Origin of the sequence: Pseudomonas sp. GW460-12-10-14-TSB1 (genome assembly GCF_017349775.1) — a bacterium.
GTDB lineage: Bacteria > Pseudomonadota > Gammaproteobacteria > Pseudomonadales > Pseudomonadaceae > Aquipseudomonas > Aquipseudomonas piscium.
This window is the reverse complement of record NZ_JACNAC010000005.1, coordinates 93,243-114,280: the sequence shown is the minus strand read 5'-3', so window position 1 is coordinate 114,280 and position 21,038 is coordinate 93,243. Positions and strand designations below refer to the sequence as shown.

Annotated in this window: 19 protein-coding genes and 2 tRNA genes; 20 read left to right on the top strand and 1 reads right to left on the bottom strand. The window is 58.8% G+C overall.

The genetic code is table 11. From position 1 onward, the window contains the following. Positions 1 to 2 precede the first annotated feature (2 nt). The 6 genes from dnaJ (at position 3) to J4D52_RS05275 (ending at position 7,571) form a co-directional block, all read left to right on the top strand. Complete coding sequence (gene dnaJ, locus J4D52_RS05300; protein ID WP_007920853.1) at positions 3 to 1,127, top strand: molecular chaperone DnaJ; 1,125 nt, start codon at positions 3 to 5, stop codon at positions 1,125 to 1,127. 10 nt (positions 1,128 to 1,137) lie between these two features. After that, positions 1,138 to 1,944 carry a 4-hydroxy-tetrahydrodipicolinate reductase gene (gene dapB / locus J4D52_RS05295; protein ID WP_063428302.1) on the top strand — a complete coding sequence of 269 codons (807 nt, stop codon included), beginning with the start codon at positions 1,138 to 1,140 and terminating at the stop codon, positions 1,942 to 1,944. Between the two features lie 258 nt (positions 1,945 to 2,202). Beyond that, complete coding sequence (gene carA, locus J4D52_RS05290) at positions 2,203 to 3,339, top strand: glutamine-hydrolyzing carbamoyl-phosphate synthase small subunit (protein WP_102676255.1); 1,137 nt, start codon at positions 2,203 to 2,205, stop codon at positions 3,337 to 3,339. A 104-nt stretch (positions 3,340 to 3,443) separates the two neighbouring features. Next, positions 3,444 to 6,665 (top strand): carbamoyl-phosphate synthase large subunit, encoded by a 3,222-nt coding sequence (carB, locus tag J4D52_RS05285; RefSeq protein ID WP_007920860.1) that lies wholly within the window; start codon positions 3,444 to 3,446, stop codon positions 6,663 to 6,665. Beyond that, positions 6,662 to 7,138, top strand: a complete 477-nt coding sequence (gene greA, locus J4D52_RS05280) for a transcription elongation factor GreA (RefSeq protein WP_025810040.1) — start codon at positions 6,662 to 6,664, stop codon at positions 7,136 to 7,138. Before carB ends, greA begins: the two co-directional genes overlap by 4 nt. A 28-nt stretch (positions 7,139 to 7,166) precedes the next feature. Further along, positions 7,167 to 7,571, top strand: a complete 405-nt coding sequence (locus J4D52_RS05275; RefSeq protein WP_063428304.1) for a hypothetical protein — start codon at positions 7,167 to 7,169, stop codon at positions 7,569 to 7,571. Positions 7,572 to 7,583: 12 nt separating this feature from the next. On the opposite strand, the gene J4D52_RS05270 is transcribed toward J4D52_RS05275, so the two are convergent. Then, positions 7,584 to 7,892, bottom strand: a complete 309-nt coding sequence (locus J4D52_RS05270) for a YhbY family RNA-binding protein (protein WP_007920867.1) — start codon at positions 7,890 to 7,892, stop codon at positions 7,584 to 7,586. Between the two features lie 106 nt (positions 7,893 to 7,998). Here J4D52_RS05270 and rlmE point away from each other — a divergent pair, with 106 nt between their 5' ends. The 14 genes from rlmE (at position 7,999) to rpsO (ending at position 20,990) form a co-directional block, all read left to right on the top strand. Further along, positions 7,999 to 8,628: a 23S rRNA (uridine(2552)-2'-O)-methyltransferase RlmE gene (rlmE, locus tag J4D52_RS05265; protein ID WP_007920869.1), complete on the top strand. Its 630-nt coding sequence runs from the start codon at positions 7,999 to 8,001 to the stop codon at positions 8,626 to 8,628. A 201-nt stretch (positions 8,629 to 8,829) separates the two neighbouring features. Continuing rightward, on the top strand, positions 8,830 to 10,734 hold the full coding sequence (ftsH, locus tag J4D52_RS05260) for an ATP-dependent zinc metalloprotease FtsH (protein ID WP_009046930.1): 1,905 nt from the start codon (positions 8,830 to 8,832) through the stop codon (positions 10,732 to 10,734). Between the two features lie 8 nt (positions 10,735 to 10,742). After that, positions 10,743 to 11,594: a dihydropteroate synthase gene (folP, locus tag J4D52_RS05255; protein ID WP_097305652.1), complete on the top strand. Its 852-nt coding sequence runs from the start codon at positions 10,743 to 10,745 to the stop codon at positions 11,592 to 11,594. A 16-nt stretch (positions 11,595 to 11,610) separates the two neighbouring features. Beyond that, positions 11,611 to 12,948 carry a phosphoglucosamine mutase gene (gene glmM, locus J4D52_RS05250; RefSeq protein ID WP_009046932.1) on the top strand — a complete coding sequence of 446 codons (1,338 nt, stop codon included), beginning with the start codon at positions 11,611 to 11,613 and terminating at the stop codon, positions 12,946 to 12,948. 66 nt (positions 12,949 to 13,014) lie between these two features. Next, positions 13,015 to 13,770 carry a triose-phosphate isomerase gene (gene tpiA / locus J4D52_RS05245; RefSeq protein WP_102676256.1) on the top strand — a complete coding sequence of 252 codons (756 nt, stop codon included), beginning with the start codon at positions 13,015 to 13,017 and terminating at the stop codon, positions 13,768 to 13,770. Positions 13,771 to 13,774: 4 nt separating this feature from the next. Further along, positions 13,775 to 14,158: a preprotein translocase subunit SecG gene (secG, locus tag J4D52_RS05240; protein ID WP_009042126.1), complete on the top strand. Its 384-nt coding sequence runs from the start codon at positions 13,775 to 13,777 to the stop codon at positions 14,156 to 14,158. A 29-nt stretch (positions 14,159 to 14,187) separates the two neighbouring features. After that, positions 14,188 to 14,273 (top strand) — tRNA-Leu (locus J4D52_RS05235). Positions 14,274 to 14,369: 96 nt separating this feature from the next. Continuing rightward, a tRNA-Met gene (locus tag J4D52_RS05230) sits at positions 14,370 to 14,446 on the top strand. Positions 14,447 to 14,576: 130 nt separating this feature from the next. Then, on the top strand, positions 14,577 to 15,035 hold the full coding sequence (rimP, locus tag J4D52_RS05225; protein ID WP_007920877.1) for a ribosome maturation factor RimP: 459 nt from the start codon (positions 14,577 to 14,579) through the stop codon (positions 15,033 to 15,035). A gap of 47 nt (positions 15,036 to 15,082) precedes the next feature. Next, complete coding sequence (gene nusA, locus J4D52_RS05220) at positions 15,083 to 16,564, top strand: transcription termination factor NusA (RefSeq protein ID WP_009046934.1); 1,482 nt, start codon at positions 15,083 to 15,085, stop codon at positions 16,562 to 16,564. 26 nt (positions 16,565 to 16,590) lie between these two features. Further along, positions 16,591 to 19,104 (top strand): translation initiation factor IF-2, encoded by a 2,514-nt coding sequence (infB, locus tag J4D52_RS05215; RefSeq protein WP_053277412.1) that lies wholly within the window; start codon positions 16,591 to 16,593, stop codon positions 19,102 to 19,104. Positions 19,105 to 19,263: 159 nt separating this feature from the next. Then, a complete protein-coding gene (rbfA, locus tag J4D52_RS05210; protein WP_009046936.1) occupies positions 19,264 to 19,659 on the top strand; it encodes a 30S ribosome-binding factor RbfA in 396 nt (131 codons plus the stop codon). Positions 19,660 to 19,662: 3 nt separating this feature from the next. Beyond that, on the top strand, positions 19,663 to 20,580 hold the full coding sequence (gene truB / locus J4D52_RS05205; protein ID WP_007920884.1) for a tRNA pseudouridine(55) synthase TruB: 918 nt from the start codon (positions 19,663 to 19,665) through the stop codon (positions 20,578 to 20,580). 140 nt (positions 20,581 to 20,720) lie between these two features. Beyond that, positions 20,721 to 20,990, top strand: a complete 270-nt coding sequence (gene rpsO / locus J4D52_RS05200) for a 30S ribosomal protein S15 (RefSeq protein ID WP_009042128.1) — start codon at positions 20,721 to 20,723, stop codon at positions 20,988 to 20,990. The last annotated feature ends 48 nt before the right edge of the window (positions 20,991 to 21,038 follow it).

Here is a 21,038-nt window from a genome sequence, read left to right as displayed (position 1 = left end):
TTATGGCAAAGCGTGACTATTACGAAGTATTGGGTGTGGAGCGAGGCTCGAGCGAAGCCGACCTGAAAAAGGCTTACCGCCGCCTGGCGATGAAGCACCACCCGGACCGTAATCCCGGCGACAAAGCGTCGGAAGATATGTTCAAGGAGGCCAACGAGGCCTACGAAGTATTGTCTGACTCGAGCAAGCGCGCGGCTTATGACCAGTACGGTCATGCCGGTGTCGATCCGAGCATGGGCGGTGGTGGCGCCGGTTTCGGTGGCCAGAACTTCTCCGACATCTTTGGCGATGTCTTCAGTGATTTCTTTGGTGGCGGTCGTGGTGGCTCCCGTGGCGGCGCTCAGCGTGGCAGCGACTTGCGCTACACCCTGGAGCTGAACCTGGAAGAGGCGGTGCGCGGTACCACCGTGAATATCCGCGTTCCGACGCTGGTCAACTGCAAGCCTTGCGATGGCTCGGGTGCCAAGAAAGGCTCCTCGCCCGTTACCTGTCCGACCTGTGGCGGTATTGGCCAGGTGCGTATGCAGCAGGGCTTCTTCTCGGTGCAGCAGACCTGCCCGCGCTGCCATGGTCAGGGCAAGATCATTTCCGACCCGTGCGATTCCTGTCACGGCGAAGGCCGTGTCGAAGAGTACAAGACGCTGTCGGTGAAGGTGCCGGCGGGTGTCGATACCGGCGATCGCATTCGTCTGTCCGGCGAAGGGGAGGCGGGTACCCAGGGTGGCCCTACAGGCGACCTGTATGTGGTGATCAATGTGCGTGAGCACTCGATCTTCCAGCGCGACGGCAAGCACCTGTTCTGCGAAGTGCCTATCAGCTTCGTTGACGCGGCGCTGGGCGGCGAGCTGGAAATCCCGACGCTGGATGGCCGGGTCAAGCTGAAGATCCCTGAGGGGACCCAGACCGGCAAGCAGTTCCGCGTGCGTGGCAAGGGCGTGGCTCCGGTTCGTGGCGGTGGCGCTGGCGACTTGATGTGCCGCGTTGCGGTGGAAACGCCGGTGAACCTGAGTCGTCGTCAGCGTGAGTTGCTCGAAGAGCTGCGTGGCTCCCTGGCGGATGACAATACCCACTCGCCGAAAACCACTGGTTGGTTCGAAGGCGTGAAGCGCTTCTTCGGCGACCTGTAAGGAGCGCGGCATGCGACGTATAGCTGTAATGGGCGCCGCGGGGCGCATGGGTAAGAATCTGGTGGAGGCGGTGCAGCAACGCTCGCCGCTCTCCGGGCTTACTGCGGCCATCGTGCGGCCTGGCAGTTCCTTGGTCGGTGCCGATGCTGGCGAGCTGGCATCGCTGGGGCGCATCGGTGTGCCGATGTCCGACAGCCTGGAAAAGGTCGCCGATGAATTCGATGTGTTGATCGATTTCACGCTTCCGGAAGTGATGCTGAAGAACCTGGCGTTTTGCCGCAAGGCGGGCAAGGCCATGGTGATCGGTACCACGGGGCTGGGTGCCAAGGAAAAGCAGGTGCTGGCCGAGGCGGGCAAGGATATTCCGATCGTGTTCGCCGCCAACTTCAGTGTTGGCGTCAACCTGTCGCTGAAGCTGCTCGACATGGCGGCCCGCGTGCTGGGCGATGATGCGGACATCGAAATCATCGAAGCGCATCACCGGCACAAGATCGACGCGCCTTCGGGTACCGCGTTGCGCATGGGTGAGGTGATTGCCGATGCGTTGGGGCGTGATCTGCAGAAGGTCGCGGTGTATGGTCGCGAAGGTCATACCGGTGCCCGCGAGCGTGAAACCATTGGGTTCGCCACTGTTCGTGGCGGTGATGTGGTTGGTGATCACACCGTATTGTTCGCTGCCGAGGGCGAGCGCCTGGAGATCACCCACAAGGCCTCCAGCCGCATGACTTTCGCCAAGGGCGCGGTACGTGCTGCATTGTGGCTGGACGGTCGTTCGGCGGGTCTTTATGACATGCAGGATGTGCTGGATCTGCGTTGAGATGCATCCAAAACAGGGCTCGGCTTCGCGCTTGAGCCCTGTTTTACTCCGCTAAGCGATGTTCTGTCGCATTCCTCTGCCTTTAAGGCTCTTTAGCGGTGGACCAAAAAAGCCTTTTTCTGTAAGCTACAGCTTTAGTGTGTCCACTAAAAGCGCGCAGAATAATTCAGTGAAGAAGCGGGGTGACGTGTCCATACGTCACTCCGCTTTTTTACAACCTGCGATCGCCCTTTCAGGCTTTATTTACGGGAGGTCTTCTTGACTAAGCCAGCCATACTCGCCCTTGCTGATGGCAGCATTTTTCGCGGCGAAGCCATTGGAGCCGACGGTCAGACCGTTGGTGAGGTGGTGTTTAACACCGCAATGACCGGCTATCAGGAAATCCTTACCGATCCTTCCTACGCCCAACAGATCGTTACCCTGACTTACCCGCACATCGGCAACACTGGCACCACGCCGGAAGACGCCGAGTCCGATCGTGTCTGGTCGGCCGGTCTGGTGATTCGCGACCTGCCACTGGTTGCGAGCAACTGGCGTAACACCCTGTCCCTGTCCGATTACCTGAAAGCCAACAATGTCGTGGCGATCGCCGGTATCGACACCCGTCGCCTGACGCGCATCCTGCGCGAGAAAGGCGCACAGAACGGCTGCATCATGGCCGGCGACGACATCTCCGACGAAGCGGCGATTGCTGCTGCACGCGGCTTCCCTGGCCTGAAAGGCATGGATCTGGCGAAGGTCGTCAGCACCAAGGAAAGCTACGAGTGGCGCTCCAGTGTCTGGAGCCTGAAGACCGACAGTCATCCGACTATCGAAGCTTCCGAGCTGCCTTATCACGTGGTTGCCTACGACTACGGCGTCAAGCTGAACATCCTGCGCATGCTGGTCGAGCGCGGTTGCCGCGTGACCGTAGTGCCTGCGCAAACCCCGGCCAGCGACGTCCTGGCACTCAAGCCTGACGGTGTGTTCCTGTCCAACGGTCCTGGTGACCCCGAGCCTTGCGATTACGCCATCCAGGCGATCAAGGACGTGCTGGAAACCGAGATTCCGGTCTTCGGTATCTGCCTGGGCCACCAACTGCTGGCACTGGCCTCCGGCGCCAAGACGGTGAAGATGGGCCACGGTCACCACGGTGCCAACCACCCGGTCCAGGACCTGGACAGCGGTGTAGTGATGATCACTAGCCAGAACCACGGTTTTGCGGTGGACGAAACCACCCTGCCGGGCAACGTGCGGGCGATCCACAAGTCGCTGTTCGACGGCACCCTGCAAGGCATCGAGCGTACCGACAAGAGTGCATTCAGCTTCCAGGGCCACCCTGAAGCGAGCCCGGGCCCGAACGATGTGGCGCCGCTGTTCGATCGTTTCATCAACGAGATGGCCAAGCGACGCTGAGTGCCCGCCCCTGAAGGTGGCCCCGGCATCGGCGGCCCCTTCAGCGCTTCAGAGATTTGATCAAGACGGCTTGCCGACTGACCTGCGGATTTGAGTGACAACCCATGCCAAAACGTACAGACATTAAAAGCATCCTGATTCTCGGCGCTGGCCCGATCGTGATCGGCCAGGCCTGCGAATTCGATTACTCCGGCGCCCAGGCTTGCAAGGCCCTGCGCGAAGAGGGTTACCGGGTCATCCTGGTGAACTCCAACCCGGCGACCATCATGACCGACCCGGCCATGGCCGACGCCACCTACATCGAGCCGATCAAGTGGCAGACCGTTGCCAAGATCATCGAGAAAGAGCGTCCGGACGCTCTGCTGCCGACCATGGGTGGCCAGACTGCACTGAACTGCGCCCTGGACCTGGAGCGTGAAGGCGTTCTGGAGAAGTTCGGCGTGGAAATGATCGGCGCCAACGCCGACACCATCGACAAAGCCGAAGACCGTTCGCGCTTCGACACCGCGATGAAGGCGATCGGCCTGGAGTGCCCGCGCTCCGGTATCGCCCACAGCATGGACGAGGCCAATGCGGTCCTCGAGAAGCTGGGCTTCCCGTGCATCATCCGCCCGTCCTTCACCATGGGAGGTACCGGTGGCGGTATCGCCTACAACCGTGAAGAGTTCGAAGAAATCTGCGCCCGCGGCCTGGACCTGTCGCCGACCAAGGAACTGCTGATCGACGAATCGCTGATCGGCTGGAAAGAGTACGAGATGGAGGTGGTCCGCGATAAGAAGGACAACTGCATCATCGTTTGCTCGATCGAAAACTTCGACCCGATGGGCGTGCACACCGGTGACTCGATCACCGTGGCTCCAGCACAGACCCTGACCGACAAGGAATACCAGATCCTGCGTAACGCCTCCCTGGCGGTACTGCGCGAGATTGGCGTGGAAACCGGTGGCTCCAACGTCCAGTTCGGCATCTGCCCGAACACTGGCCGCATGGTAGTGATCGAGATGAACCCGCGGGTGTCCCGTTCTTCGGCCCTGGCTTCGAAAGCTACCGGCTTCCCGATTGCCAAGGTCGCGGCCAAGCTGGCCGTGGGTTACACCCTGGACGAACTGTCGAACGACATCACCGGCGGCAAGACCCCGGCGTCCTTCGAACCGTCCATCGACTACGTCGTGACCAAGCTGCCACGCTTCGCCTTCGAGAAGTTCGCCAAGGCTGACGCCCGCCTGACCACCCAGATGAAGTCGGTGGGTGAAGTGATGGCCATCGGCCGGACCTTCCAAGAGTCCCTGCAGAAAGCGCTGCGCGGCCTGGAAGTGGGCGTCTGCGGTCTGGATCCGAAGCTCGACCTGAGCAACCCGGAAAGCATGAACGTGCTCAAGCGTGAGCTGACCGTGCCGGGCGCCGAGCGTATCTGGTACGTGGCTGACGCCTTCCGTGCCGGCATGACCGTCGAGCAGATCTTCGGCATGAACATGATCGACCCTTGGTTCCTGGTGCAGATCGAAGATCTGATCAAGGAAGAGGAGAAGGTCAAGACTCTGGGGCTGTCGGCCATCGACCGCGACCTGATGTTCCGCCTCAAGCGCAAGGGCTTCTCCGACCAGCGTCTGGCCAAGCTGCTGGGCGTGACCGAGAAGAACCTGCGTACCCACCGCCACAAGCTGGAAGTGTTCCCGGTCTACAAGCGTGTCGACACCTGCGCGGCCGAGTTCGCCACCGATACCGCCTACCTGTACTCGACCTACGAGGAAGAGTGCGAGGCAGCACCTTCGGGGCGTGACAAGATCATGATCCTGGGTGGCGGTCCGAACCGTATCGGCCAAGGCATCGAGTTCGACTACTGCTGCGTGCACGCGGCACTGGCGCTGCGTGACGATGGTTATGAAACCATCATGGTCAACTGCAACCCGGAAACCGTTTCCACCGACTACGACACCTCCGATCGCCTGTACTTCGAGCCAGTGACCCTGGAAGACGTGCTGGAAATCGTCCGCGTCGAGAAGCCAAAAGGCGTGATCGTCCAGTACGGCGGCCAGACTCCGCTGAAACTGGCGCGTGCCCTGGAAGCGGCGGGCGTGCCGATCATCGGTACCAGCCCTGACGCCATCGACCGTGCCGAAGATCGTGAGCGCTTCCAGCAGATGGTCGAGCGCCTGAACCTGCGTCAGCCGCCAAACGCCACCGTGCGCAGCGAAGACGAAGCGATTCGTGCCGCAGCCAAGATCGGCTACCCGCTGGTAGTGCGTCCGTCCTATGTGCTGGGCGGCCGGGCGATGGAAATCGTTTACGAAGAAGAAGAACTCAAGCGCTACCTGCGTGAAGCGGTGCAAGTGTCCAACGACAGCCCGGTGCTGTTGGACCACTTCCTCAACTGCGCCATCGAGATGGACGTGGATGCAGTCTGCGACGGCAAGGACGTGGTGATCGGCGCGATCATGCAGCACATCGAACAGGCTGGCGTGCACTCCGGTGACTCTGCTTGCTCGCTGCCACCGTACTCGCTGCCTGCGCACATCCAGGACGAGATGCGTGAACAGGTCAAGAAGATGGCGCTGGAGCTGGGTGTGGTTGGCCTGATGAACGTACAGCTGGCCCTGCAGGGTGAGCAGATCTACGTCATCGAAGTGAACCCGCGTGCTTCCCGTACCGTGCCGTTCGTTTCCAAGTGCATCGGTGTCTCCCTGGCAATGATCGCTGCGCGCGTCATGGCGGGTAAGACCCTGAAAGAGCTGGGCTTCACCAAGGAAATCATTCCTAACTTCTACAGCGTCAAGGAAGCGGTGTTCCCGTTCGCCAAGTTTCCAGGCGTCGACCCGATCCTCGGCCCAGAGATGAAGTCGACCGGTGAAGTGATGGGCGTCGGTGACACCTTCGGCGAAGCCTTTGCCAAGGCCCAGATGGGCGCCAGCGAAGTGCTGCCGACTGGCGGTACCGCATTCATCAGCGTGCGTGACGACGACAAGCCGCTGGTTGCGGGCGTGGCGCGTGATCTGATCAACTTGGGCTTCGAAGTGGTCGCCACTGCCGGCACTGCCAAGCTGATCGAAGCGGCAGGCCTGAAGGTGCGCCGTGTGAACAAGGTGACTGAAGGTCGTCCGCACGTGGTCGACATGATCAAGAATGACGAAGTCACGCTGATCATCAACACTACCGAAGGTCGTCAGTCGATCGCCGACTCTTACTCCATTCGTCGTAACGCCTTGCAGCACAAGATCTACTGCACCACTACCATTGCTGCGGGCGAGGCCATCTGTGAAGCGCTCAAGTTCGGTCCGGAAAAGACCGTGCGCCGCTTGCAGGATCTACATGCAGGATTGAAGGCATGATCAAATACCCAATGACTGTCCAGGGCGCTCGCGCCCTGGAAGAAGAGTTGACTCACCTGACCAAGGTCGTTCGTCCGAAGCTCAGCCAGGACATCGGTACGGCCCGCGAGCTGGGTGATTTGAAGGAAAACGCGGAATACCATGCTGCGCGCGAACAGCAAGGCATGGTCGAGGCGCGGATTCGTGATATCGAGGGTCGCATGCAGAATGCGGTGATCATCGATGTCACCACCATCCCTCATTCCGGTAAGGTGATTTTCGGCACCACCGTCGAAATCGCCAACGTCGAAACCGATGAAAGCGTCACCTACCAGATCGTTGGTGAGGATGAGGCTGACATCAAGCTCGGAAAGATCTCTGTAGGTTCGCCCATTGCCCGTGCCTTGATCGCCAAGGAAGAGGGTGATGTGGTTACCGTTAAAACGCCTAGCGGCGTGATCGAGTACGAGATTGTCGAAGTCCGCCACATCTGAACGAGGGCGCCTGCTGAGTGCGGGCGCCATGCTTTGGCAACTGACCCAGATGTTGTGGGTTGGCGGTGTGTGGTTGTTGCATGTCGGCTTATTACCGGTGCTGGGCCAGATCGGCCTGGCGCCGCTGCTGATCGAAGAGATCGGTCATGTGCTAAGTGCACTGCTGGTTGGTTTTTCAGCGGTATGCATCGTTCTTCAGATGCTGGTATTGGTACGTGCTGAAGGGCTGGCGAGCCTGTGGCGGGATATGCGTGGGCAGTTGCTGTTGATGGCGTTATGCGCGTGCGCGATGTATTTCGTGGTGCGCTTAGGGCTGTCGGATGCCGAGCGTTGGCAGTTGTTCAGCTATCTTGTCTTGGGTTTTTCCGGCCTGGTACTGGTATTGCAGCCGGTGCCTGGATGGAGTGGCGGGGCGCGCGAAGCACGCCCTTGACCCCTGTCGACGTCAGTGGAAGCGATGGACGTTGGACAGTTGCTTGTTTACCTTGGCGTTCTTGCGATAAATCAGCGCCATTTTGCCGATGACCTGCACCAGATCCGCTTTGCCGGCCTTGCACAGTTCGGCAATGGCTTCCAGGCGGGACTCGCGTTCGAGGATGTTGAGCTTGATCTTGATCAGTTCGTGATCGCTCAAGGCGCGTTCAAGTTCGGCCAACACACCTTCGGTCAAACCGTTGTCAGCCACAGTCAATACTGGTTTCAGATGGTGGCCAATGGATTTGTACTGTTTCTTCTGCTCTTGAGTGAGCGGCATAATCTGACCCCTGCGTCTGATCTTGTAAAAAGCGGCGGCCAGTTTACCCGAGCGCGTCCGGGACCGCCCAGTTAATCACGACCCGTTTTATTTTTTGAGGTGGCCCGTGGCCCGTTCCAAGACAAGCCATAACTGGCTGAAAGAGCACTTCAACGACCCATTCGTCAAGATGGCGCAAAAAGATGGGTACCGTTCACGTGCCAGCTACAAATTGCTGGAAATCCAGGAAAAGGATCGTTTGATCCGGCCGGGCATGAGCGTCATCGACCTGGGTGCGGCGCCAGGAGGCTGGTCGCAGGTGACCAGTCGTCTGATTGGCGGGCAGGGCCGGCTGATCGCGTCCGACATCCTGGAAATGGACAGCATCCCCGATGTCACCTTTATTCAGGGCGACTTCACCGAAGACGCAGTGTTGGCTCAAATCCTCGAGGCAGTCGGAAATTCCCAGGTTGACCTTGTGATTTCCGATATGGCCCCCAATATGAGTGGTACGCCTGCCGTAGATATGCCGCGGGCGATGTTTCTGTGCGAGTTGGCACTTGATTTGGCGGGGCGGGTTCTTCGTCCCGGTGGCGACTTCCTGATAAAGATTTTCCAGGGAGAAGGTTTCGACGAATACCACAAGAACGTTCGCAAGATGTTCGACAAGGTAGTGATGCGCAAACCGAGTTCTTCCCGTGATCGTTCTCGCGAGCAATATCTGCTGGGACGTGGTTTTCGCGGGCGTATCGAGTAAAGGTTGTTTTTGACCGGGTTGATAGTTTTTTCGTATTTCGCCCCGGGGGCTTAAGCGAATATTGTGTAATCTGGGTTTCACAAAGGGTTACAGACAGCGCCTGCCAGAGCTGTAGGTAATGTAGTAAGTTAGGTCGGTGAATATCATGCGAAGCGCGCGCCAGCAGCGGAGCTTGCTTCAGAGGGTAGTTAATTGAACGATATGGCAAAGAATCTGATCCTGTGGTTGATCATCGCGGCTGTCCTGGTGACGGTGATGAACAACTTCTCCAGCCCTAACGAGCCGCAGACCCTCAACTATTCCGACTTTATCCAGCAAGTTAAGGATGGCAAGGTCGAGCGCGTAGCCGTTGATGGTTATGTGATTACCGGCAAGCGCAACGATGGCGATAGCTTCAAGACCATTCGTCCTGCGATTCAGGACAATGGCCTGATCGGTGACCTGGTGGATAACCACGTGGTTGTCGAAGGCAAGCAGCCTGAGCAGCAAAGCATCTGGACTCAACTGCTGGTCGCCAGCTTCCCGATCCTGGTGATCATCGCCGTCTTCATGTTCTTCATGCGGCAGATGCAGGGTGGTGCCGGTGGCAAGGGCGGGCCGATGAGCTTTGGCAAGAGCAAGGCGCGCCTGCTGTCCGAAGATCAGGTGAAAACCACCCTGGCGGATGTCGCAGGTTGCGACGAGGCCAAGGAAGAAGTGGGTGAGCTGGTTGAGTTCCTCCGCGATCCGGGCAAGTTCCAGCGTCTGGGCGGCCGCATTCCTCGCGGTGTACTGATGGTTGGTCCGCCGGGTACCGGTAAGACCTTGCTGGCCAAGGCCATCGCTGGTGAAGCCAAGGTTCCGTTCTTCACCATTTCCGGTTCCGACTTCGTCGAAATGTTCGTTGGTGTAGGTGCCAGCCGCGTTCGCGATATGTTCGAGCAGGCAAAGAAACATGCTCCGTGCATCATCTTCATCGACGAAATCGATGCCGTCGGTCGCCATCGTGGTGCCGGCATGGGCGGTGGTCATGATGAGCGTGAACAGACTCTCAACCAGTTGCTGGTCGAGATGGATGGCTTTGAAATGAATGACGGCATCATTGTCATTGCCGCCACCAACCGTCCAGATGTGCTGGACCCGGCGCTGTTGCGTCCAGGTCGCTTCGACCGTCAGGTCGTGGTTGGTCTGCCGGATATCCGTGGTCGCGAGCAGATCCTGAAAGTTCACATGCGTAAAGTGCCAATGGGTGAGGATGTCGCACCGGCGGTGATCGCTCGTGGTACGCCAGGCTTCTCCGGTGCTGACCTGGCCAACCTGGTGAACGAGGCGTCGCTCTTTGCTGCCCGTAGTGGCAAACGCATCGTTGAGATGAAAGAATTCGAACTGGCCAAAGACAAGATCATGATGGGCGCGGAGCGCAAATCCATGGTCATGTCCGAGAAAGAAAAGCAGAACACCGCTTATCACGAAGCTGGCCATGCCATCGTCGGTCGCGTAGTGCCTGAGCACGATCCGGTCTACAAGGTTTCGATCATCCCGCGTGGCCGGGCTCTGGGTGTAACCATGTTCCTGCCGGAAGAAGATCGCTACAGCCTGTCCAAGCGTGCGCTGATCAGTCAGATCTGCTCGCTGTACGGCGGTCGTATCGCTGAAGAAATGACATTGGGCTTTGACGGTGTAACTACCGGTGCTTCCAACGACATCATGCGCGCCAGTCAGATTGCGCGGAACATGGTGACCAAGTGGGGGCTTTCCGAGAAGTTGGGCCCGTTGATGTACGCCGAAGAAGAGGGCGAGGTCTTTCTGGGGCGCAGTGCTGGCAGCCAGCATGCCAGCCTGTCTGCGGAAACCGCTAAGCTGATCGACTCCGAAGTTCGTAGCATCATCGACCAGTGCTATGGCACCGCCAAGCAGATCCTCACGGATAACCGCGACAAGCTGGATGCGATGGCCGATGCCTTGATGAAGTATGAAACCATCGATGCCGAGCAGATCGACGACATCATGGCTGGTCGTACCCCTCGCGAGCCTCGCGATTGGGAGGGCGGTTCGGGTACCACACCTCCGGTGGTGCAGAATGAACGTCCAGAAACACCGATCGGCGGCCCGGCTGCTGACCACTAAGGTTTGAAATGACTTCTATGTCGTCCTCGACCCGGTTGCCTTGCGGCAACCGGGTTCTTGATTTGGCCCATACGCATGTCATGGGCATTCTTAATGTCACTCCCGATTCCTTCTCTGATGGTGGCCGCTTCAGCCAGCTGGATGCTGCCTTGCGCCATGCCGAGGGTATGGTGCAGGCGGGCGCGACGCTCATCGATGTGGGGGGCGAGTCCACTCGGCCTGGTGCGCGGGCGGTATCGCCGCTTGAAGAGCTGGAGCGCGTAGCGCCTATCGTCGAGCGCATCCATCGTGAACTGGATGTCATTATTTCGGTCGATACCTCCACGCCTGCGGTCATGCGCGAAACTGCGCGCCTTGGCGCGGGCTTGATCAACGATGTTCGATCGTTGCGACGGGATGGCGCGCTGGATGCGGCGGCAGCCACAGGTTTGCCGGTCTGCCTTATGCATATGCTCGGTGAGCCAGGCGATATGCAGGACAATCCGCAGTATCGGGATGTAACCAAGGAAGTGGGGGAGTTCCTGGCTGAGCGTATGGCTCAGTGTGCAGCGGTGGGTATTGGGGCGGAGCGGATCATTCTGGATCCAGGTTTCGGCTTCGCGAAGACCCTGCAGCACAACTTGAGCCTGTTCAAGCATATGGATGCCCTGCATGCCCTTGGTCAGCCTTTGCTGGTTGGTGTTTCGCGAAAGAGCATGATAGGTCAGGCATTGAGTCGCCCTGTTGGAGAGCGCCTGTATGGCGGGCTGGCTCTTGCTGCTTTGGCTATGTCCAAAGGGGCAAAGATCCTGCGGGTCCATGATGTGGCCGAGACGGTGGATGTCGTGCGGATGATTACAGCTGTGGAATCAGCTGAATAAGAATGATGGAGCACTTATGAGCAAAAAATACTTTGGCACCGACGGCATTCGCGGTCGTGTGGGTGTATACCCTATTACTCCCGATTTCATGCTCAAGCTGGGCTGGGCCGCGGGTATGGCTTTCCGCAGCATGGGCGCCTGTCGCGTGTTGGTGGGTAAAGACACGCGCATTTCCGGTTATATGTTCGAGTCCGCGCTTGAAGCGGGACTGTCCGCTGCCGGGGCGGATGTAATGCTGCTGGGGCCGATGCCCACTCCTGCTATCGCCTATCTGACCCGCACTTTCCATGCCGAGGCAGGGATCGTGATCAGCGCGTCGCATAATCCTCACGATGACAACGGCATCAAGTTCTTCTCGGGTGAAGGCACCAAGCTCCCGGATGAAGTCGAGCTGATGATCGAGGAGTTGCTGGATGCGCCGATGACCGTGGTGGAGTCGAGCAAGCTGGGCAAGGTCTCGCGCATCAATGATGCGTCGGGCCGTTACATCGAATTCTGTAAGAGCAGCGTTCCATCCAGTACTAGCTTTGCTGGGCTGAAGATCGTGGTCGATTGTGCCCATGGCGCAACCTACAAGGTAGCGCCAAGCGTTTTCCGTGAGTTGGGCGCTGAGGTGGTGGTGCTCTCCGCGCAGCCTAATGGCCTGAACATCAACGACAACTGCGGTTCGACCCACATGGGGCAGTTGCAGGCTGCGGTATTGGCCGAGCACGCCGATCTGGGTATCGCCTTTGATGGTGATGGCGATCGGGTACTGATGGTCGACCATACAGGCGCCATCGTCGACGGCGACGAACTGTTGTTCATCATCGCCCGGGACCTGCACGCGCGTAACAAGCTGCAGGGTGGCGTGGTCGGTACCTTGATGAGCAATCTGGGTCTCGAGTTGGCCTTGGCTGACCTGGGGATTCCATTTGTACGCGCCAATGTTGGCGACCGTTATGTCATTGCCGAGCTGCTTGAGCGCCAATGGCTGGTAGGCGGTGAAAACTCCGGCCATATCGTGTGCTTTCAGCACACCACCACCGGTGATGCGATCATTGCTGCCCTGCAGGTGTTGATGGCGCTGAAACGACGTGATGAAGGGCTGGCGCAGTCGCGTCAGGCGTTGCGCAAGTGTCCGCAGATTCTGGTCAATGTGCGCTTTGGTGGCGGAGCCAATCCCGTCGAGCATCCTGCTGTGAAAGAGGCCTGCGCGCGCGTCACTACCGCGATGGCCGGGCGTGGGCGAGTGTTGCTGCGCAAGTCGGGTACCGAGCCTTTGGTTCGCGTCATGGTCGAAGGTGACGATGAAGCCCAGGTCCGTGGCTATGCTGACGAACTGGCAAAACTGGTTGCGGAAGTTTCTGCCTGATTTCGGCTTGCCAGTGTTGATGCGGTTGGGTAACATCTGCGCCCACTTTGACCGACGAGGTACAGCATGCGTCGCCCTATGGTAGCTGGTAACTGGAAAATGCACGGTACCCGCGCCAGCGTCGCTGAGCTGATCAATGGCCTGCGTCATCTGGCCTTGCCTAGCGGTGTTGATGTCGCGGTATTCCCGCCTTGCTTGTATATCAATCAAGTGATTGATGGCTTGAAAGGCAAGTCGATTTCGGTCGGCGCGCAGAACTCTGCGGTGGAGCCCATGCAAGGTGCGCTGACAGGAGAAATTGCTCCGAGTCAGCTGGTGGATGCAGGTTGTTCCCTGGTGCTGGTTGGGCACTCCGAGCGTCGCCTGATGATGGGTGAGCGTGATGGTACGCTGAATCGCAAATTCGCAGCAGCACAGGCTTGTGGCTTGAAGCCGGTCTTGTGTGTAGGGGAAACCCTCGAGCAGCGCGAGGCCGGGAAGACTCTTGAGGTTGTCGGGCGTCAGCTGGGCAGCATCATCGAAGAGTTGGGTATTGGTGCGTTTGCCAATGCCGTTATCGCTTACGAGCCGGTCTGGGCCATTGGTACCGGGCTGACTGCTTCGCCGCAACAGGCCCAGGATGTGCACGCAGCCATCCGGGCGCAGTTGGCGGCAGAGAATTCTGAAGTGGCGCGAGGTGTGCGACTTCTATACGGCGGCAGCGTGAAGGCGGCCAATGCGGTCGAACTGTTCGGCATGCCGGATATCGATGGGGGGCTCATTGGTGGAGCTTCCCTGAATGCAGATGAGTTCGGTGCGATCTGTCGCGCCGCGGGAAACTGAAAAAATGCTGGAAACAGTCGTAGTCGTTTTTCATCTGCTGGGTGCGCTGGGCGTAGTAGCTCTGGTATTGCTGCAGCAGGGTAAAGGTGCGGACGCTGGCGCGTCTTTCGGAGCAGGTGCTTCAAATACTGTGTTCGGAAGCCAAGGTTCCTCTACCTTTCTTAGTAAGTTTACTGCTATACTTGCCGCAGGTTTTTTCATAACCAGCTTAGGGTTAGGTTACTTTGCTAAAGAGAAAGCTCACGAGCTGACTCAAGTAGGTTTGCCAGATCCAGCGGTGCTTGAAGCGCCAAAGCAAAAACCGGCTTCTGATGATGTCCCGGTGCTCCAAGAGCAAAAGTCGGCAACCAATGCGACTGATGTGCCTCCAGCTCAAGAGCAGAAGTAAGAAGAGTTTCACGCAGTAACGCAGTCTATGCCGAGGTGGTGGAATTGGTAGACACGCAACCTTGAGGTGGTTGTGCCCATAGGGTGTAGGGGTTCGAGTCCCCTTCTCGGTACCAATTATCAGGAGAGCCCGCTGTTGCGGGCTTTCTTGTAGGTGGAAGGTTACATTGACCCAAAAAGGGATCGGTCGTATACTTCCGCCCCAGCTTTGTCGCGGGGTGGAGCAGTCTGGTAGCTCGTCGGGCTCATAACCCGAAGGTCGTCGGTTCAAATCCGGCCCCCGCAACCAGTTTTAGCGGAGCCCCTTTTCAGGGGCTTTTTGTTAGCTGGACACTTTATAACGCCGCTATTCAACGGCGTTTCCGGGATGGGCGCTTCGCCCATTTTTTATTTGCACAAGCATGCACGAGGGGGTTCAGGTGTCGAGCAAGCTAGAACAGTTGCAGGCCTTGTTGGCCCCGGTGGTCGTGGCCCTTGGCTATGAATGCTGGGGTATCGAGTTTTCGGCTCAAGGTCGCCACTCACTGTTGCGCGTTTATATCGATAAAGAAGGCGGTGTGCTGGTGGACGACTGTGCCATCGTCAGCCGTCAGATCAGCGGCGTTCTGGATGTCGAAGATCCGATCTCCGTTGAATACACCCTTGAAGTTTCCTCTCCTGGCATGGAACGCCCGCTGTTCACCCTTGAACAGTTTGCCAAGTATGTCGGTGAACAAGTGAAGATCAAGCTGCGCTCGCCTTTTGAAGGTCGGCGTAATTTTCAGGGCCTTCTCCGCGGGGTGGAGGAGCAGGACGTCGTGGTGCAGGTGGAAGACCATGAGTTTCTGTTGCCGATCGACATGATCGACAAGGCCCACATAATTCCCAGTTTTGACTGAGACGCGGATCCCGCGGATCCAATGGCTTGCGAAAGGCGAGGCGTACGATGAGCAAAGAAGTACTGCTGGTTGTTGAGTCGGTATCCAATGAAAAGGGTGTACCGGCAAGCGTAATTTTTGAAGCGCTGGAGCTGGCTCTGGCCACTGCTACCAAAAAGCGTTTCGAGGACGAAGTCGATCTGCGTGTGGAAATCAATCGCCACACCGGTGCTTACGAGACTTTCCGTCGCTGGACGGTAGTCGAGGAAGCCGATCTGGACGATCCGGCTGTGGAAACCTGGCCGAGCAAGGTCCAGGAAACCCATCCGGGCGCCAAAGTCGGTGATGTCGTCGAAGAAAAGATCGAATCGATCGAGTTCGGCCGCATTGCTGCGCAGACCGCCAAACAGGTCATCGTGCAGAAAGTCCGCGAAGCCGAGCGAGCTCAAGTCGTTGACGCTTACCGCGAGCGCCTGGGTGAAATTATCTCCGGCACCGTGAAAAAAGTGACCCGCGACAACGTGATCGTCGATCTGGGTAACAACGCCGAAGCGCTGTTGGCCCGTGAAGACATCATTTCCCGCGAGACTTTCCGGGTTGGCGTGCGTCTTCGCGCGCTGCTCAAGGAAATCCGCACCGAGAACCGCGGCCCGCAGCTGATCCTGTCGCGTACCGCGCCGGAAATGCTGATCGAGCTGTTCCGTATCGAAGTGCCGGAAATCGCCGAAGGCCTGATCGAAGTCATGGCCGCTTCCCGTGATCCGGGTTCGCGCGCCAAGATCGCGGTCCGTTCCAAAGACAAGCGCATTGACCCTCAGGGCGCGTGCATTGGCATGCGCGGTTCGCGCGTCCAGGCCGTTTCCGGTGAGTTGGGCGGTGAGCGTGTGGATATCGTCCTGTGGGACGACAACCCGGCGCAGTTCGTGATCAACGCCATGTCGCCGGCCGAAGTCGCGGCAATTATCGTCGACGAAGATGCCCATGCCATGGACATCGCCGTTGGCGCAGACAATCTGGCTCAGGCCATCGGTCGCGGTGGTCAGAACGTGCGTCTGGCCAGCCAGTTGACTGGCTGGACCCTGAACGTGATGACCGAATCGGACATCCAGGCTAAGCAGCAAGCTGAAACCGGCGACATCCTGCGCAACTTCATCGAAGAGCTGGAAGTCGATGAAGAGCTGGCACAGGTGCTGGTTGATGAAGGCTTCACCAGCCTGGAAGAGATTGCCTACGTACCGTTGGAAGAAATGCTCAACATCGACGGCTTTGACGAAGACATCGTCAACGAGCTTCGCGCTCGTGCCAAGGATCGCTTGTTGACTAAAGCCATCGCTACTGAGGAAAAGCTGGCAGACGCCCATCCGGCCGAAGACCTGCTCTCGCTTGAGGGTATGGACAAGGATTTGGCGATGGAACTGGCGGTGCGCGGCGTAATTACCCGCGAAGACCTGGCCGAGCAGTCTATTGACGACCTGCTCGACATCGACGGCATTGACGATGATCGTGCCGGCAAGTTGATCATGGCCGCCCGAGCCCATTGGTTCGAGTAATAGGCGCGGCCTGAGGAGAGAAGTGCATGACGCAAGTCACGGTGAAACAACTGGCCGATGAGGTCAAAACACCGGTAGAGCGCCTGTTGCAGCAGATGCGTGAGGCAGGTCTGCCGCACACCGCCGCCGAGGAACATGTGACCGACAGTGAGAAGCAATCCTTGCTGACTCACTTGAAGAGCAGCCACAAGGCGAAAGTGGAAGAACCGCGCAAGATCACTTTGCAGCGTAAAACCACCAGCACCCTGCGTGTTGCCGGCAGCAAAAGCATCAGCGTTGAAGTACGCAAGAAGAAAGTCTTCGTACAACGCAGCCCGGAAGAAATCGAAGCCGAGCGCCAGCGTGAACTGGAAGAACGTCGCGCAGTAGAAAATGCTGCCCGTCAGAAGGCTGAAGAAGAAGCCAAGCGTCGCGCCGAAGAAGAAGCGCGTCGCCAGCCTGCTGCTGCGCAACCTGCTGTCGTTGAAGCTGTCGCCGCCCCTGCGGTGGTTGCCGAACCGATTGTTGAAGACGTCCCTGTTGTCGCTCCAGCGCCGGTCGCTGAAGTACGCAAGAAGGACGAGCAGCGTCGCCCGGACAAGAGCCGCAACGACGACAACCGTCGTGGTGGCGATGGCGAGCGTAAAAACGCTCCGCATCGTGCTTCCGTCAAAGAAAAGGCACCGGCTCCACGCGTTGCCCCACGTACTACCGACGAAGAAAGCGATGGCTTCCGTCGTGGTGGTCGTGGCAAGGCCAAGCTGAAAAAGCGTAACGCTCACGGCTTCCAGAGCCCGACCGGTCCTGTCATTCGTGAAGTGAAGATCGGCGAAACCATCACTGTTGGCGATCTCGCCCAGCAGATGTCGGTCAAGGCTGCCGAAATCATCAAGTTCATGTTCAAGCTGGGCACCCCGGCCACCATCAACCAGGTACTGGACCAGGAAACTGCCCAGCTGGTGGCTGAAGAGCTGGGCCACAAAGTGACCCTGATCAGCGACACCGCCCTGGAAGATTCCCTGGCCGAGTCCCTGAAGTTTGAAGGTGAAGCGGTTCCTCGTGCGCCGGTAGTGACCGTAATGGGTCACGTTGACCACGGTAAGACCTCGCTGCTCGACTACATCCGTCGTGCCAAGGTAGCGGCTGGCGAAGCCGGCGGCATCACCCAGCACATCGGTGCATACCACGTTGAAACCGAGCGCGGCATGGTCACCTTCCTCGATACCCCGGGTCACGCCGCGTTTACCGCCATGCGTGCTCGTGGTGCCAAGGCGACTGACATCGTGATCCTGGTGGTTGCAGCAGACGACGGCGTGATGCCGCAGACCGTTGAAGCCGTTCAGCACGCCCAGGCGGCTGGCGTACCTCTGGTGGTCGCGGTGAACAAGATCGACAAGCCGGGTGCCGACCTCGATCGCATCCGTAGCGAACTGTCGGTTCACGGCGTGACTTCCGAAGACTGGGGTGGCGACACTCCATTCGTTCCGGTTTCCGCGAAGATGGGTACCGGTGTCGACGAATTGCTCGAAGCCGTACTGCTGCAGGCCGAAGTTCTCGAACTGACCGCCACCCCTTCGGCTCCTGGCCGTGGCGTCGTGGTTGAGTCGCGTCTCGACAAGGGCCGCGGCCCAGTGGCGACCGTACTGGTTCAGGACGGTACCCTGCGTCAAGGCGACATGGTGCTGGTCGGCTCGAACTATGGCCGCGTGCGCGCCATGCTCGATGAGAACGGCAAGCCGATCAAGGAAGCAGGCCCGGCCATTCCGGTCGAGATCCTCGGCCTGGACGGTACCCCGGACGCTGGCGACGAGATGAGCGTGGTTGCCGACGAGAAGAAAGCCCGTGAAGTGGCTCTGTTCCGTCAAGGCAAGTTCCGCGAAGTCAAACTGGCTCGCGCTCACGCCGGCAAGCTGGAAAACATCTTCGAAAGCATGGGTCAGGAAGAGAAAAAGACGCTCAACATCGTCCTCAAATCCGACGTCCGTGGTTCGCTGGAAGCTCTGCAAGGCGCTCTGAACGGCCTGGGCAACGACGAAGTGCAAGTGCGCGTAGTCGGCGGCGGCGTCGGTGGTATCACCGAAAGCGACGCCAACCTGGCACTGGCTTCCAACGCTGTACTGTTCGGCTTCAACGTGCGTGCCGATGCCGGCGCTCGCAAGATCGTCGAGCAGGAAGGTCTGGATATGCGTTACTACAACGTGATCTACGACATCATCGAAGACGTCAAGAAAGCCCTGACCGGTATGCTGGGCAGCGACGTTCGGGAGAACATCCTGGGTGTTGCCGAGGTTCGTGACGTGTTCCGTTCGCCGAAGTTTGGCGCGATCGCCGGTTGCATGGTGATCGAGGGTGTCGTTCACCGTAACCGTCCAATCCGTGTACTGCGTGAAGACATCGTTATCTTCGAAGGCGAGCTGGAATCTCTGCGCCGCTTCAAGGATGACGCTTCCGAAGTGCGTGCCGGCATGGAATGCGGTATCGGCGTGAAGAGCTACAACGACGTCAAAGTCGGTGACAAGATCGAAGTCTTCGAGAAGGTTCAGGTTGCTCGCAGCCTCTAACTCGCGCACTTCAAGAGCCATGATGGGCAGCCGCATGCAAATGCACGGCGCATCGTCCGGACTCTAAACGCAACGCCCGGTCTGGCTTCTGTCAGGCCGGGCGTTTGCCGCTTTCAGACCTTGCGGGTTTCACCGCGAGGCAGCAACAGGTAACAAGACATGGCAAAAGAATACAGCCGTACCCAACGCATCGGCGACCAGATGCAGCGTGAGCTCGCTCAGCTGATCCGTCGTGAAGTCAAAGATCCGCGCGTCGGCCTGGTCACCATCACCGCCGTTGAAGTCAGCCGTGACGTTGGTCACGCCAAGATCTTCATCACCGTGATGGGTCAGGACAACGCTGACGATATCGCCCAGAGCATCAAGGTGCTCAACTCGGCCGCCGGCTTCCTGCGCATGCAGTTGGCTCGCGAGATGAAGTTGCGCAGCGTTCCACAGCTGCACTTCCACTACGACGAAAGCGTCGTGCGGGGCGCGCATCTGTCGGCCCTGATCGAGCGCGCCGTGGCCGAAGACAGCCAGCACGCCGCTGAACCCGAAGACGCCAAGGAGTAAGCGGTGGCTCAGGTCAAGCGTATCCGTCGTAACGTCAGCGGTATCATCCTGCTCGACAAGCCGCTGGGGTTCACCTCCAACGCGGCGCTGCAGAAAGTCCGTTGGTTGCTCAATGCCGAAAAGGCCGGGCACACCGGCAGCCTCGATCCCCTGGCCACCGGCGTGCTGCCGTTGTGCTTTGGCGAGGCGACCAAGTTCTCGCAATACCTGCTCGATTCCGACAAGGGTTACGAAACCCTGATGCAGTTGGGCAAGACCACCACCACGGCCGATGCCGAGGGTGAAGTCCTGCAGACTCGCGAAGTGACCGTTGGTCGCGCCGATATTGAAGCGGTGTTGCCGGAATTTCGCGGGCAAATCAGCCAGATACCGCCGATGTACTCGGCCCTCAAGCGTGATGGCCAGCCACTTTACAAGCTGGCCCGTGCAGGCGAAGTGGTGGAGCGCGAAGCGCGTTCTGTTACTATTGCGCGCTTGGAATTACTGGCCTTTGAAGGCGATACTGCGCGGCTAGCGGTGGACTGCAGTAAAGGCACCTATATCCGGACCCTGGTGGAGGATATCGGTGAGAAGCTGGGTTGTGGTGCTTACGTCGCGGAACTGCGTCGCACCCAGGCCGGTCCTTTCAGTCTGGCCCAGACCGTCACGCTGGAAGAGCTTGAAGCGGTACATGCCGAAGGCGGCAACGAAGCGGTGGATCGCTTCCTGATGCCATCGGACAGCGGCCTGCTGGATTGGCCACTGCTGCAGTTCTCGGAGCACAGCGCGTTCTACTGGCTCAACGGCCAGCCGGTACGGGCTCCCGATGCACCGAAGTTCGGCATGGTGCGGGTACAGGATCACAACGGTCGCTTTATCGGTATCGGTGAAGTGAGCGAAGACGGGCGCATCGCGCCGCGTCGACTGATTCGGTCGGAATGACCGGAACCAGCCTGCGTAACAACAGGCTGGAGAGGGTGGCTGTTAACAGGCACGGTCACAGCTCATTTATAGATACGGGGATTTGTCCCTGGCCTGTTGGTGGCGTTCTTCGGAACGTTGCCTTTTGAGAGGAAAGCCAAATGGCACTCAGCGTTGAAGAAAAAGCTCAAATCGTAACCGACTACCAGCAAGCTGTTGGTGACACTGGTTCGCCAGAAGTGCAAGTTGCACTGCTGACCGCCAACATCAACAAACTGCAAGGTCACTTCAAGGCCAACGGTAAAGACCACCACTCCCGTCGTGGTCTGATCCGCATGGTTAACCAGCGTCGTAAGCTGCTGGACTACCTGAAAGGCAAAGACCTGAGCCGTTACAGCGCTCTGATCGGTCGCCTGGGCCTGCGTCGCTAATCAGCGATTGCGCTAGAGGTTGGTTGTTTGCCGTGCGTCAGTGGGTTC